Origin of the sequence: Trinickia mobilis (assembly GCF_017315705.1) — a bacterium.
Classification (GTDB): Bacteria; Pseudomonadota; Gammaproteobacteria; order Burkholderiales; family Burkholderiaceae; genus Trinickia_A; species Trinickia_A mobilis.
Genome location: NZ_JAFLRF010000001.1, coordinates 314,231 through 328,383 on the forward strand (window position 1 = coordinate 314,231; position 14,153 = coordinate 328,383).

Genomic DNA, 14,153 nt, shown 5'->3' on the forward strand with positions numbered 1-14,153 from the left:
TAACGAAACTCATGAACCGTTTCAAAATGTGATCGCGCAACCTAGAGCGTTGCTCACTCAGGTCCGCCACTCAGGCGATCGTGTATGTGTAGTTTTCGTACTTGATCGGCGTGTTCGCCCGCGTTTCCATCATCCAGCCGCCGCCGGTATCCTCGAGCAACTGGTAGACGTCGTTCCGGTCTTTGCCCTTCAGATTGTCATGAAGCCTGGTGACGCATTGGTACTGGTAGATGGTATCGACCATCCCAAGCTTCACCACCGGCCTGCCGCGCAGCTCATAGTGAACCTTGCCGAACATTGGGTGTGCACAGCGCGGGGTTCCGAACGCCTCGAGCTCGTCGCCCTTCATCAACGATGGATTCTCGTCGATGTATTTGTTGTAGGTTTCGACCGTCGTCTTCAACTCGGCGCTGCAATCGCGGAAAATGTAACGGATGAAGTTCAACAGCGTTTCCGGCAGCTCGGCAAAATCGAAATACTCCTCCTCGACGCCAGGATAATCGCCGTAGATCGCTTGGCTGCGGTTCATCCGCTCGGTCCAATTGAACACGTTCATCGCCGTCTTCTGCATGATTATGCTGGGGTGCAGGTCGCGTGAAAGATGGGCGTAGAACATCGTCATCAGACCGCAGTCGGCGACCGAGGGCCGGCCGCCGAGCAAATACGGATACTGCCGGAAGTGCTCATCAAGGATCTTGAAGGCCTCTGCAAGCGATTCCTCGATCGCGGGAATGCTGTCCTTCGTCACGCCGAACTGCACCGTATAGTCGCGCGCCTGGTCAAAGAAAGCGGCGCCCAGGCGATACCGCTCCTCGAGCGGCAGGTCCTTGGACGTATTCTGGATGAAGCCTTTGCGCAGCGACTCCTCATGCGTGCTCAGAAAGTTCCAGCGGTAGTGCATGCCGGGCTTCAGGAACAGATCCGAGCCGAAGAAGTTGAGCAACCAGGCGAGCGCCGCCATGCGCTTCTCTTCCGGCACCATCGACGTGCCGATCTTGTTCTTCTCGAAATATTGCATCGTTTCGGTGGAATCCTGCATCACCGTGCCGTCCGGCATCTCGACCACCGGAACCACGAAATAACCGATGCCCGGTTTAATGTCGGCATGGTAGCGAGGGTCGCCCGGAAAACGCTCCTCTAACTTGACGCCTTTCTTCGTCAGGTACGAGCGCATCTTGCCGGACCACGCCGAGATCGGCATTGCCCACAGCACGATGCGATCATGCTTCTTACCGGTGTTGTGAAACATCGCTGTGCTCCTCCATCTGTTGACTTGACGGCATCGAGGCCGCCTCCTCTATCGGACAAGCGGCTTGCGAGTTCCGGCTCCGTCGGCAGAATCTCGAACGCCCACTCAATGGATGCGGTTTATTTGTCGATCGATAATTTGTATACACCATAAACCATCCAAGGACGTGAGATCCCATTCCAGTTTGTCATATCAGCTATTACTTGCGCGAAGAAGGGGTAAACACCGAAGATGCGACGATCCCATCACCCGTTGCGATCTTCTACAATTTATCGAACGATATGTAATCGGTTGATAAATACTAAATGAATGGTCTACGCTATTCGTCCGACCGCAAGTCGCAAGCGATTGTTTCGCACCGTCTCACGGAGGTAGGCAGCATGTTCCAAACTGGAGGAGCCAGATGGCCAAGATGAAAGCAACGGTGTTTGTGGAGCCCGGTCGGATCGCCCTCGACGACAAGCCGATCCCCGGCGTCGGACCGACTGACGCGCTCATCCGCATCACGACGACGACGATCTGCGGAACGGACATACACATACTGAAGGGCGAGTATCGCGGTCATCCCCGATAACCTCATCGACGAGGACGTGCTGCTGATCCCCGATATCTCCAGCGTGGGGATCTATTCCAAGAGCATTCCCTTTCCCCTGGACGGGTTCGGCGCCGGTCTTGCCAACAAGCGGATTTTGACGTCGACCTGTCCCGGCGGCAAGGAGCGTATGCGGCGCCTCCTGAATGTCACCTCGAGCCAGCGTATCAAGCTCGACCATCTCGTCACGCACACCTATGCGCTCGATGACGTGGTTGCCGCTTACGATCTGTTCGGCCATCAGCGGGACGGTGTCGTGAAACTTGCTCTGAAGCCGTAGCGCCACCTTCAGATCGGGCGGCGGACCTGCTATATTTTGCCCTTGATGATCAGTCACTCAATAAGAGGCAAAGTATGCCACGGCAGAAGCGCGCGCTCTCCACGACGGCACAGACATCGAGCCGCGGCAAGGCGGAGGCGCCCGAATCCTCCATAACCGGCCGCCGCATGGCGCCCGAAGAACGCGAACAGCAAATCGTCGACAAAGCGATCGAACACTTCGCCATACACGGTTTCTCGGGCAGCACGCGCGAACTCGCCAAGCAGATCGGCGTGACGCAACCGCTGCTCTATCGCTACTTCCCCAGCAAGGAAGCGCTGATCGATCGCGTGTACAACGAGGTCTACCGATGGGACCCCGACTGGGAGCGGCTGATCGCCGATCGCAGCCTTCCGCTGCCGGAGCGGCTCTGCTCGCTCTATAAGGCGTATTCACACGTCATTCTGCGACGCGAATGGATTCGCACGTTCATCTTTGCCGGACTCACGCGCCAGGGCATCAATACCCGCTATCTGCACAAATTGCGCGAGCGCATATTCCGTCCCGTGATGAACGAGATACGCGACGCCTACGATCTCCCGCCCCCTGCAACCCCCGCCGCGCAGGAAGCCGAACTCGAACTGATCTGGAGCCTCCACGCAAGCATCTTCTATGTAGGCATGCGCAAGTGGGTATACGGACTGCCTGTGCCGAAAGATCTCGACGCGCACGTCGAGCGGCAGGTCGACGCTTTCCTCAATGGCGCGCCCGCTGCATTGAAAAAACTCGCGCCGCCGATTCAGGCCAAAAAGGCCCGGTCCCCTCGCCAACGCCGTTCATAGCGCAAGCTGCCGCGGGCTGACGAGCAATCCAGTCAGCCCCTCCAACCAGGGTTAACACCCTCGAGACAGCACTCCTTGATCGCGGATTGTTGGTCTACAATTTATCCGCCGATCATTAATCCATCGATAAATAGTGGGAGGCTTTCGTGCCCATATCAAAACTTGCCCATTACTCGATCCGCACGCCCGATCTTGACGCGTCGCGCCGCTTTTACGAGCGCGTACTCGGTTTCAAGGCGGGATACCGGCCACCGTTCGACTTTCCAGGCCTTTGGCTTTACAAGGGCGGTGACGAAAGCGACTACGGCATCGTTCATCTGATCGGCGTCGATCCTGACAACCCCGACGGTCTCATCACCTACCTCGGTGACAAAGCCTTATCCGCCGCCGGGACTGGCGCGGTCGATCACATCGCTTTTCTCGCGACAGGCGTCGAACGCATGTGGAAAACGCTCGAGTCCGAAGGCATTGCGTGGCGCGACCGCACGGTCCCAAGCCTGGGTCTACATCAGATCTTCATCGAAGACCCGTCAGGCGTGACGATCGAACTCAACTTCCCGGCGTCGGAAGTCGCCCATCTGAAGGACGGCACCCCCGGTTCCGCATTGGCATAGGCAGGAGATCAGGCATGACACGCATCTCCCGACGACCGGCTGCGATCGTTATCGGTGGATCGCTCGGCGGACTCTTTGCGGCAAACATGCTGGTTCGCAACGGATGGGATGTCGATGTCTTCGAGCGCGTACCGGACGAACTGGCAGGCCGCGGCGCCGGCATCGTCACGCATCCGGAACTGTTCGACGCGCTCGCAACAGCAGGAGTGCGCCTCGACGAGTCGATCGGCGTCAAGGTGCACGCGCGGGTGACGTTCGATCCGGACGGCAGCGTTTTGTCCGAGCGCGCGCTCCCGCAGACCCTCACCGCGTGGAGCAAGATGTACCACGTACTGCGTGCCGCACTGCCGGACAACTGCTATCACTGCGGTCTGTCGGTGACTGCTGTCGACGATGGTGTCGAACAAGCAAGCGTCACGTTAAACGATGGGACGCTGCGCCATGCCGATATCGTGGTGGCGGCGGACGGCTTTCGTTCGGCCACTCGGTCGCAATTGCTGCCTGAGGTGAAGCTTGAATACGCGGGCTATGTTGATCCGTCCGGATGTTCTCGCCGACATGGAACACGCAGCTGTATCGCTGCTCGCTCCAGGCCGATATCCTCTTTGACCGGTTGAGACCGATCCGCAAAGGCATCGGCCTCCATCCCGCGACAACGATACGGAACGAAACACGGGGACGCCATGCAACCTACCGCTTCGAGCGGGACGGCCACCGCGTCAGAGGCAATCGACGCCGTGAAGCCGGCGATCTTTTTGCTGACCGATCGTTCGGCTCGCGCGACCGAAAGGCGTCGGCGGCGTCGCGAGCGGCTCGTCGGACGCGGGCCACCGGGCCATCCCGAAGGCTGACTGGAACTCGATGTACAACCATCACTGACAGGAAACTCCCGAGCACCAACAGGACGCTGATCGCAGTTGCGGCGCGTCGCCTTGCAACGCGCGGCCGCCACGGGGTCTACATTTCGTGGCGGCATTGCCCGTCTTCCACGCCTCCTATTGCGCTGTCCATCCGCCGTCGATCTGCAGCGTCGAACCGCGCATTTCAGATGCCGCGTCACTGCACAGAAAGACGGCAAGCTGCCCGATCTGTTCAGGACGCACAAATTGCCCTGATGGCTGCTTCTCACCAAGCAGCTTCGCCTGGGCTTCGATCTGAGTGAGCGAATCGCGCTGAGCCAGCGCATCAACCTGGCGTTGCACAAGCGGCGTCAACACGAAACCCGGACAAACCGCACTCACGGTCACGCCAGTTTGGGCGTTTTCCAGCGCCGCAACCTTCGTGAGACCGATGATGCCGTGCTTCGCCGCCACGTATGCCGACTTGCCGACCGAGCCGACGAATCCGTGAACGGATGCGATGTTCATCACGCGCCCCCATCCCTGTTCCCGCATGACGGGTATGGCAAGCCGCATCGTGTGAAAAGAGGAAGACAGATTGATCGCTATGATTTCATCCCACTTCGCGACCGGTAGCTCGTCAGTGTCCGCGACGTACTGGATACCGGCGTTGTTGACGAGAATGTCGACCGGTCCAAGCGTGGAGGCCGCCTCTCCCATCATCGCCGCGATTTGGTCGGGCTTTGTCATGTCGGCCCCGTGATGGATCACCTCGATGCCGAATCTCTCGATGGTGGCCACCGCCTCCGCGACATTCCCAAAACCATTCAGAACGATGTTCGCGCCCGCCTGGGCCAGTGCCGTAGCAATGCCCAGCCCTATCCCGCCAGTCGATCCCGTTACGAGCGCAGTGCGCCCTCTGAGCGACCTTGCAGTATGTTCTATCATATGTATTCCTTATCAAACATTTCATTCAGCTATGAATCAAGAATTCCGCCCGTTCAAAGTCCGTTTCGACGCCGGCTATTCCTCCCTCACCGGACTCGAGATCAGGTCATCCAGCAATTCGATCCAGTGTCGTACCGGCGTACCTGCGGCCGCGCCGAGGTGGGAAATGCAGCCAACATTCGCCGAGACAATCGTGTCCGGCTCGATACGCTCGAGGGCCGCAAGCTTATTGCTTCTCAGCTTGCCCGCCAGCTCCGGCTGAGTGATCGAATAAGTCCCGGCCGAACCACAACAAAGATGCGAGTCAGCAGGCAAGCGCACGTCGACGCCGATGGCTCGCAGCAGCCCCTCAACCGCCCCCTTGATCTTCTGGCCGTGCTGTAGTGTGCAAGGTGGGTGGAACGCGACGCGGCACTTGCGCGCCCGTCCAACCATTGAAACGAGCTTTTCCGAAAAATCCGGCAGCAACTCGGCCAGGTCCTTCGTGAGAGCCGAAATACGCGCAGCCTTCTCCGCGTAGTGAGGATCGTGCCGTAGCAAATGCCCGTAATCCTTCACTGTTGCCCCGCACCCCGAGGCGTTCATGACGATGGCCTCGACGCCCTGTTGCACATGAGGCCACCAGGCATCGACGTTGCGCCGGACATCGGCGAGGCCGTCCTCGGTCTCGGCAAGATGCAGCCTGATAGCGCCACAGCAACCAGCGCCGTCAGCGGTAACGATCTGCACGCCCAATGAATCGAGGACGCGACGGGTCGCTACGTTGATGTTCGGCAGCATGGAAGGCTGGACGCAGCCCTCGAGAAGCAGCATCCTGCGCGCGTGCTGCCGGTCGGGAATCGCGCGCGGGATTTGTCCGCGTGGAATTTTCTCTTTCAGTTTTTGACCGAGGAAGGGACGGGCAAGGCGACCGAGTTCCATGACCGTTGAAAATACGCCAGACCGCGGGACAGCGTTCGCGAGCGCATACCGCATCAACCGCTGGCCGGCGGGACGTCTCACCCGCGTTTCGACGACCCGCCTCCCAATCTCGATCAGACGTCCGTATTGCACGCCTGACGGGCACGTCGATTCACAGTTTCGACAAGTCAGGCAACGGTCGAGGTGGAGCTGCGTCTTCTGCGTAACGGGCTCTCCCTCCATCATCTGCTTCATCAAGTAGATGCGGCCGCGAGGACCGTCGAGTTCGTCGCCTAGCAACTGGTAGGTCGGGCACGTGGCCGTGCAGAAGCCGCAATGCACGCACTTGCCGATGATCGCCTGGGCCTCGTCGCCATCCGGCGTACCGGCCATGAAATCCGCTAGTTCAATTTGCATCGCTCAAATCTCCGGAAACATTCGGCCGCGATTGAAAACACCGCCGGGATCGAAAGCGGCCTTGAGGCGTTTGTGAATGTCCATCAGCTGTCTCGACAAAGGCGTGAAAACCGCCGCACCCGGCTTTCCGCAGCGAAAGCGGGTAGCGTGCCCTGACGCATCCAGGGCGGCCCGTCTAATCGTTTCGTCCCCGCCCTCCGAAAAAACCCAGCGTTGTGCCCCACCCCACTCGATCAGCTGTGAATCGGCACCGGGAAGCCTCGTCGCATCTGTCGTGGATGGCACGCAAATTCGCCACAAAGTGGCTTCCGCCGCCGGCCGACGAAAGAAGCTCGCAGTCTGCTCACGCATGGATTGCCAGAAGGCATCGGCCATGGGACGCTCGAGAAGCTCGCCTCCCAACTGGGCGCGGGCACTGCACACACCGGCAGCCACGCCTTCGAGTCGCACCGAAAGTACGCCGTCCTGCCAGGCACTCGCGGTGATAGGAAGTGCCTTGCCTCCCCATTCATTCATTCTTCGGATCGAGTCGTCGACCGACAACGCAAAGCGAAGCGTTGCGGCTTCGACTGGACGCGGCAACACCTTGAGGGAAATGTCCATCAACAGTCCGAGGCAACCGAGCGAGCCCGCCATCAGCCGTGCTACGTCGTAACCTGCAACGTTCTTCATGACCTGTCCGCCGAACCGCTGGATGTCTCCGCGCCCTGTCATCACAGATGCGCCGAGCACAAAATCCCGGACACCGCCCGCGCTCATCCTGCGCGGCCCCGAGAGTCCGGCGGCAACGCAACCGCCGAGAGTGGCACCGGCTCCGAAATGTGGCGGCTCGAACGGCAGCATCTGGCCATGCGATGCAAGAAGATCCTCCAATGCCGCAAGCGGGGTGCCGCTGCGCGCCGTGATCACCAGTTCCGCCGGATCGTAGGCGACCACACCCGCATAGATCCGGGTATCGAGGACCGAGCCGCCAGACGGTGCGCCGTACCACGCCTTGGTTCCGCCTCCCTGTATCTTGAGGGTCCTCCCGCCGGCAAGCGCCGTACGGATTTGCTCGCCAAACAGGCTCGATACGTCTCGTGCAAGACTGTCAGCGTCTTGCACGCGGTGTCCATTCAGTTCTTCGATTGCCTGCTGCATTAGAACCTCGGAATGTCGGGATGCGGCAACAGCCCATTACGGATGTGCATCCGGCCGTATTCAGCGCACCGGGCACGGGTCGGGATAGCCTTGTCCGGGTTCAGTAGCCTGTCCGGATCGAACGCGTGCTTGACTGCAAGGAATGTGTCGCGCTCGGCTGGGGAAAACTGCACGCACATTGAATTGATCTTCTCCACGCCGACGCCATGTTCTCCCGTGACCGTGCCCCCGAGCTCGACGCAGGTTTCGAGAATGTCCGCACCGAACAGCTCGGCACGCTCCCATTCCTCACGGTCGTTGCCGTTGAAGAGAATCAGCGGGTGCATGTTTCCGTCACCGGCGTGAAAGACGTTGATACACCGCAATCGATATCGATTGCTCATCTCTTCGATGCGTTTGAGCAGTGGCCCGATGGCTCGGCGAGGAATGGTGCCGTCCATGCAGTAGTAGTCGGGCGAGATTCGTCCGGCCGCCGGGAAAGCATTCTTGCGTCCCGACCAGAACCGCAGCCGCTCCTCCTCGGAGCGCGAGATCTCCAGCCGTGTTGCACCATTGCGCCGGAGAATCGAAGACAACCGGTCGATCTCCGCCGAAACCTCTTCCTGCGTCCCGTCCGATTCGCACAGCAATATCGCCGCGGCATCGACGTCATAGCCGGCGTGAACGAACTCTTCTACGGCGCGTGCGGCGCCCTGATCGAGCATCTCGAGCCCGGCCGGAACGATCCCGGCCGCAATCACGGCAGCCACGGCCGCTCCGCCCACTTCGACGTCGTCGAAACTGGCCATCACCACCTGAGCGGCTGCCGGCTTCGGAATCAGGCGTACCGTCACTTCCGTCACGATAGCGAACATGCCCTCGCTCCCTATCATGACCGCCAGCAAATCAAGACCTGATGCATCGGCCGCCAAAGAGCCGAACTCCACAATGTCGCCTTGCATCGTCACTGCCCGAACGCGCAGTACGTTATTGACGGTGAGGCCATACTTCAGGCAGTGCACTCCACCGGAGTTCTCCGCGATGTTGCCCCCAATGGTGCAAGCAATCTGCGACGACGGATCCGGCGCGTAGTAAAGGCCAAAGGGAGCGGCAGCTTCCGATATTGCGAGATTGCGCACACCGGGTTGCAGGGTCGCGGTCCTCGCGTACGGGTCCACATTCACGATGCTGCGCATTCTGGCAAGCGACAGCACGATACCCTCGCGCATCGGCATCGCCCCACCCGACAATCCCGTGCCCGCGCCGCGCGGGACTACGGGAATGCCTTCACGCGTGCACAGGCGCAGCACCGCCTGGACCTCGGCCTCGGTCTCGGCCAGCACCACGCCAAGAGGAAGCGACCGATATGCGGCAAGACCATCGCATTCATAGGGAACGATTTCCTCTCTTGCACTCAGGAATCTGATGCCGGGCGCTGCGCGCGCCAGTTCCCGCGCCAGAAAATCCACGCGCCTGGTCCGCTCGGCCTCACTTAGTGTCGACTCCTGATCGCCGCTCCCCTCATCTGGCATTTCACTCACGTTCAACTCCGATCTCTCCCCGGCAATCCGATATCAAGCACCACCAGTCTAATATGTTAGTTTAATATTTTCAATATTTTATGCGTGAGAAGTCCCCTGCGTTCCGCGAGAACTACAAGAAGGACATCAGCCCGCTCTATAACGGACTGCTGCACATTGTCGTGCTGTACGCCGCGGGCATCGGAGCGATCTGGTTCTGCGTCGAGCACCTGCAGCTTGCGCGCTGGGAATGGCTTCTGATGATTCCGGTATTTCTGGCGGGCAACTTCGTCGAATGGGGCATGCACCGTTTCGTCATGCACCGCCGCATCAATGTGTTCGGCCTGCGCCAGATTTATGAACGCCACACCCGCGAGCACCATCAGTACTTCACGGACGCCCAGCCCACCATCGACACGACGAGGGAGTTCCGTATCGTCTTCTTCCCGTGGCGCGTGCTGGTCACGCTGGGCATCGGCGGCACGATCCGATGGGCAGCAGCGACCTGCGCCGCGGCCTGATCGGCACGCTGTTCAACGGCTACAGCGAGAAGCACGTGAAGGAGGAACTGCGGCCCATCATCGCCAAGTTCAAGACCGACCACTCGAAGGTCACCCTGGACGGCCCGCAGCTCACGCAGGCCGAGCGCCAAGCCATGAAGGCGATCTGATCAGAGGCGTTCGCGGCGGCTCCATCGCCGGGCCGCCGCGCTTTTTGCGGGTTTCGACAAAGCATTCATTACCCGCAGCAGAATTTCGCAGCGCAGCATTGTCTACAGTAGAAACGGGCGCTGATATAAAATAGATATATATGTTGAGCACAATGGTGATCCCGATGCCCCCCCGTTCTACGTCACGTAAGTCGTCCAAGCATGATGCCCCAGCTCCGGCATCCACTTCTGCACGTGCTCCGGCCACCGGCCGGCTAACGCAAAAGGAGCCGGAGACCCTGACGGAACAGGCTTACGCACGGCTCGAAGAGCTTATCGCCACGCTGCAGCTTGCTCCTGGAACGACCGTATCGGAACTTTCACTGAGTGAAATGACTGGCATCGGACGCACGCCTATCCGTGAAGCCATCCAGCGTCTTGCCCGGGAACACATGATCGTGATCCTTCCGCAGCGCGGCCTCCTCATACCGGAAATCGACGTCAAGAAGCAACTTCGGCTACTACGTACCCGCCGTGAGGTTGAACGCCTGATCTGCCGCTCCGCCGCGAAGGTGGCGACCCCTGAGGAACGCGAGGTATTCGCGCAGCTCGCGGCCGAGTTTGCCGAGGCGGCTCGCAACAAGGACGATGTCAGCTTCATGCGCCTCGACAGGGAGTTCAACGAGCTGTGTCTCATTGCTGCACGCAACGAGTTCGCCGAGGGAGCCATGAGGCTCATGCATGGCCTGTCACGCCGCTTCTGGTATGTCCATTACAGGCAGGCGGCAGATCTGCCGGAGATGGCCCGGCTACATGGCGCTGTGGCACAGGCCATCGCCGACGGAAATGTGAACGGTGCAGGACGCGCACTCGACGCACTGCTGGACAATATCGAGGAGTTCACACGCGCGACGGTTTTCTCAGTCTGACGACAGACTGTCCGAACAAAGCCTCCATGATTCCGGTGCCATACGTCGGGCACATCGCGCTCCAGGTAACGTGGCCTTCGCGGTAACGCCTGCGATGCCACGTTACTGGGCATTCAGATGCTTTCCTCGGAACGATCTCGGCGGGACCCACGGCATGGGAACAGTTTGCGGCGCTGCTGCCGGTGAGCCGCCTCGTTCACGTTGCAAAAAGGCTTTGCTGTGTCGAGATCGACGACCAGAGTCGCCATCAGGACGGTCACACCTGCGCCACGATCTCATCGCCGGTCGCGGCGACATGCCGATAACCCGCTTCACCGCCAAGCGTCAGTGCCTTCAGGGTCGACTCGTCCTTTTCGATCGCCTTCGGTAGTGCAAACCACGCAACGCGACGTATGCCGGCGACGCACACAACATGTTGAACGTCGAGCCAACGTGGTGCGAGATCAGATCGGAATTAGGGAGTGCCGGTGCTGTGACAACGGCCACGTCGGCACTTCCATCGAAGAGATTCGGCATCTTCTGCAACAGCGTAAGCTCTACCGAAACACCCGGATACGCCTTCCGATACTCGGAGATCAGCGGAAGCACATAGTGCTGCCCCACGCTGGCGTAGCTGTGCATTCTCAGATTGCCGACGGGTGTGTCCTGCGCGCCCGACGCCTCGGCCTCCGCCGCATCAACCTCCTCAAGAATTCGACGACACCGCTCCAAATATCGGCTGCCGACTTCCGTCACGGACAGCCTCCGTGTTGAGCGGTGCAGCAAACGCGTCTTCAGACGCGCCTCCAGCTCGGATACCGCACGCGACGCAGCACCCGTGCTCGAGTCCGCGAGTGCGGCCGCTGCAGTGAAACTCCCCGAGTCCACGACTCTTACGAATGTCCGCATATTCTCGATTCGGTCCATCTTGACCTTCCTTCGCCCATATGGGCCACGTTGATCGCCTCGGCATCGACACCCACCGCTCGACGAAGTCTGCTACGAACTTGTCGGACCTTGTTCTATTCCGCGCTAATGAGACACATCTTCGAGACTGCGCCCTCTTGTTTCCGTGCCCAGCACGAGCACAGCCAGCGCTGCCGCTCCGAAAGAGCTAGCCCCTAACGTAAAGACCCCACCCGGTCCCGCCACCGGCAATACCGCACCGACAATCGACGGGCCCAGAAGCGAGCCGAAGCGGCCGACTGACGACGCAAGGCCGGTCCCGGTCGCGCGGATCCTGGTTGGATAGAGCTCCGGCGTATAGGCGTAAAGGACCGACCACATTCCGAAAAAGAAAAACTGCATGCATAACCCGACCCCGATCAGATACTGCACATCGAGATGCAAAGTGGCGGTCCGGCCATAAAGGTAAGCAAATGCTGCGCTACCGATGAGCATCACGGTACATGTGCCCTTGCGCCCCCAGGCTTCCAGGAGCCAGGACGAAAAGATAAAGCCCGGAATGCCGGCAAGTGAGATGACGATCGTATAAAAAACAGACTTCGTTACCGCATACCCGGCTTCCTGCAAGAGGGCGCCAAGCCAGGTAGTGAGCCCATAGTAGCCAAGCAGCGCAAAGAACCACAGGGCCCACGTCATGATCGTCCGCTTCGCGTAACCGCCCTTCCAGAGTTGCGAGAATCCGCCTTCGGTTTCCGACGCCGTCCCGTCCATGACCGCCGGTATTGGCGGCAGGCTCTTGTGTCCAAGGCAACGGCAAACATTCGATTCGATTGCGGCAATGACTTGATCGGCGTCGGCATTGCGTCCTCTGCTTTCGAGCCACCGGGGCGACTCCGGCACCTTGCGACGCACAACAAAAACAAAAGCGGCCGGAATCGCGAGCGCTATGAATAATCCCCGCCATCCGATGTGCGGCAGGAGAAAATAAGTTGCCACACCGGAAACGATGAATCCTATTGGCCAAAAACCCTCCAGGATTCCGAGATACTTCCCACGGTTCTTCGTCGGGAGGAGTTCCGACACGATGGAGAGTCCGATCGGAAACTCCATGCCCATGCCAAATCCCAGCATCACCCTGAACGCCATCAACCACCCCATGTCGGGCGCAAACGCGCACGCCAGACTGCCAGCGCCCCAAAAGATCATGCTGACCTGGAACACCGGCTTTCGTCCAAAGCGATCGCCCAGAACACCGGCGACCGCGGCACCGATGAGCATTCCTAGAAAACTCGAGCTTGCCACCCATCCTGTGTGAAGTGCATCCAGACCGAATTCGGTTTTTACCGAACCCAAAATGAAGGTCATGATGCCGAGATCGATCGAATCAAACAGCCATGCGGTCGCAACGACCGCAAAGATAACCTTCTGGTATCGGGTGAAGGGCAGTCTCTCCAGCCGGGCGGCAACGCCCGGCCGCACGTCGACAACGTCTGATACGCGCATTTCCATTGTCTCTCTCCATATATATATGCATTCCTAATTGTTATTGTTTTGCTGCGATCTTTTTTAAATCAGCTCAAACCCCTCCTTTTTAATACACCTCGTCGTCTCTTCCAGAAAAAGCGCGGCGGCCCGGCGATGGAGCCGCCGCGAACGCCTCTGATCAGATCGCCTTCATGGCTTGGCGCTCGGCCTGCGTGAGCTGCGGGCCGTCCAGGGTGACCTTCGAGTGGTCGGTCTTGAACTTGGCGATGATGGGCCGCAGTTCCTCCTTCACGTGCTTCTCGCTGTAGCCGTTGAACAGCGTGCCGATCAGGCCGCGGCGCAGGTCGCTGCTGCCCATGAACCAGTCGGCAATCGGGAACGACAGGTTCATGTTGTACTTCATCATGATCCCCATGTTGTGATGGGCCGTGTGATGGCGACGAATCGTGTTGACGAACGGCATGTTGCGCACGAACCAGTTCTCGTGGCAGTGACAGCAGTAGTGGAACGACTCGTAGATCAGATACTGGCCCACCATCGTCATGAACACGATGAGACCCGCGTTCAGATCGATGACCTTGTAGGCGATGGAGCCCAGGATCGTGCCGCCGATGCCCAGCGTGACCAGCACGCGCCACGGGAAGAAGACGATACGGAACTCCCTCGTCGTGTCGATGGTGGGCTGGGCGTCCGTGAAGTACTGATGGTGCTCGCGGGTGTGGCGTTCATAAATCTGGCGCAGGCCGAACACATTGATGCGGCGGTGCATGACGAAACGGTGCATGCCCCATTCGACGAAGTTGCCTGCCAGAAATACCGGAATCATCAGGAGCCATTCCCAGCGCGCAAGCTGCAGGTGCTCGACGCAGAACCAGATCGCTCCGATGCCCGCGGCGTACAGCACGA

General features: G+C 59.6%; 10 protein-coding genes and 4 pseudogenes. 6 read left to right on the plus strand and 8 right to left on the minus strand.

Annotation, left to right across the window (positions count from 1 at the left end; all coding sequences use genetic code 11):
* Positions 1-70: 70 nt before the first annotated feature.
* Positions 71-1,249: a glutathione S-transferase N-terminal domain-containing protein gene (locus J3489_RS01480; RefSeq protein WP_206995456.1), complete on the minus strand. Its 1,179-nt coding sequence runs from the start codon at positions 1,247-1,249 to the stop codon at positions 71-73.
* A gap of 403 nt (positions 1,250-1,652) precedes the next feature.
* Here J3489_RS01480 and J3489_RS01485 point away from each other — a divergent pair.
* The 4 genes and pseudogenes from J3489_RS01485 to J3489_RS01500 all read left to right on the plus strand — a co-directional run.
* Positions 1,653-2,121 (plus strand): annotated as a pseudogene (locus J3489_RS01485) (MDR/zinc-dependent alcohol dehydrogenase-like family protein).
* A gap of 74 nt (positions 2,122-2,195) precedes the next feature.
* On the plus strand, positions 2,196-2,942 hold the full coding sequence (locus tag J3489_RS01490) for a TetR/AcrR family transcriptional regulator (RefSeq protein ID WP_206995458.1): 747 nt from the start codon (positions 2,196-2,198) through the stop codon (positions 2,940-2,942).
* Positions 2,943-3,088: 146 nt separating this feature from the next.
* Positions 3,089-3,556 (plus strand): VOC family protein, encoded by a 468-nt coding sequence (locus J3489_RS01495; protein ID WP_206995460.1) that lies wholly within the window; start codon positions 3,089-3,091, stop codon positions 3,554-3,556.
* Between the two features lie 14 nt (positions 3,557-3,570).
* Positions 3,571-4,089: pseudogene (locus J3489_RS01500) on the plus strand (Rossmann-fold NAD(P)-binding domain-containing protein); the annotation flags it as partial.
* Positions 4,090-4,551: 462 nt separating this feature from the next.
* On the opposite strand, the gene J3489_RS01505 reads toward J3489_RS01500, so the two are convergent.
* The 4 genes from J3489_RS01505 to J3489_RS01520 all read right to left on the minus strand — a co-directional run bounded on the left by J3489_RS01505 (position 4,552) and on the right by J3489_RS01520 (position 9,311).
* The gene (locus tag J3489_RS01505; RefSeq protein ID WP_206995462.1) at positions 4,552-5,343 is read right to left on the minus strand and encodes a 3-hydroxybutyrate dehydrogenase; all 792 of its coding nucleotides are present in this window, start codon (positions 5,341-5,343) and stop codon (positions 4,552-4,554) included.
* A 75-nt stretch (positions 5,344-5,418) separates the two neighbouring features.
* The gene (glcF, locus tag J3489_RS01510; RefSeq protein WP_206995464.1) at positions 5,419-6,660 is read right to left on the minus strand and encodes a glycolate oxidase subunit GlcF; all 1,242 of its coding nucleotides are present in this window, start codon (positions 6,658-6,660) and stop codon (positions 5,419-5,421) included.
* 3 nt (positions 6,661-6,663) lie between these two features.
* Complete coding sequence (gene glcE / locus J3489_RS01515; RefSeq protein WP_206995466.1) at positions 6,664-7,800, minus strand: glycolate oxidase subunit GlcE; 1,137 nt, start codon at positions 7,798-7,800, stop codon at positions 6,664-6,666.
* Positions 7,800-9,311, minus strand: a complete 1,512-nt coding sequence (locus J3489_RS01520; RefSeq protein WP_206996028.1) for an FAD-linked oxidase C-terminal domain-containing protein — start codon at positions 9,309-9,311, stop codon at positions 7,800-7,802. The genes glcE and J3489_RS01520 overlap by 1 nt, the downstream gene beginning before the upstream one ends.
* Positions 9,312-9,400: 89 nt before the next feature.
* On the opposite strand from J3489_RS01520, the pseudogene J3489_RS01525 reads away from it, so the two are divergent.
* Positions 9,401-9,969, plus strand: a pseudogene (locus J3489_RS01525) (hypothetical protein).
* 164 nt (positions 9,970-10,133) lie between these two features.
* Positions 10,134-10,877: a GntR family transcriptional regulator gene (locus J3489_RS01530; protein ID WP_206995468.1), complete on the plus strand. Its 744-nt coding sequence runs from the start codon at positions 10,134-10,136 to the stop codon at positions 10,875-10,877.
* Positions 10,878-11,252: 375 nt separating this feature from the next.
* On the opposite strand, the pseudogene J3489_RS01535 reads toward J3489_RS01530, so the two are convergent.
* From J3489_RS01535 to J3489_RS01545, 3 genes and pseudogenes are all read right to left on the minus strand, one after another.
* Positions 11,253-11,783 (minus strand): annotated as a pseudogene (locus tag J3489_RS01535) (LysR family transcriptional regulator); the annotation flags it as partial.
* Between the two features lie 105 nt (positions 11,784-11,888).
* Entirely contained in the window at positions 11,889-13,271 is a 1,383-nt protein-coding gene (locus tag J3489_RS01540) for an MFS transporter (protein WP_206995472.1), read from the minus strand.
* 154 nt (positions 13,272-13,425) lie between these two features.
* Positions 13,426-14,153: sterol desaturase family protein (locus J3489_RS01545; RefSeq protein WP_242539690.1), on the minus strand; the 728-nt coding region annotated here is incomplete at its 5' end.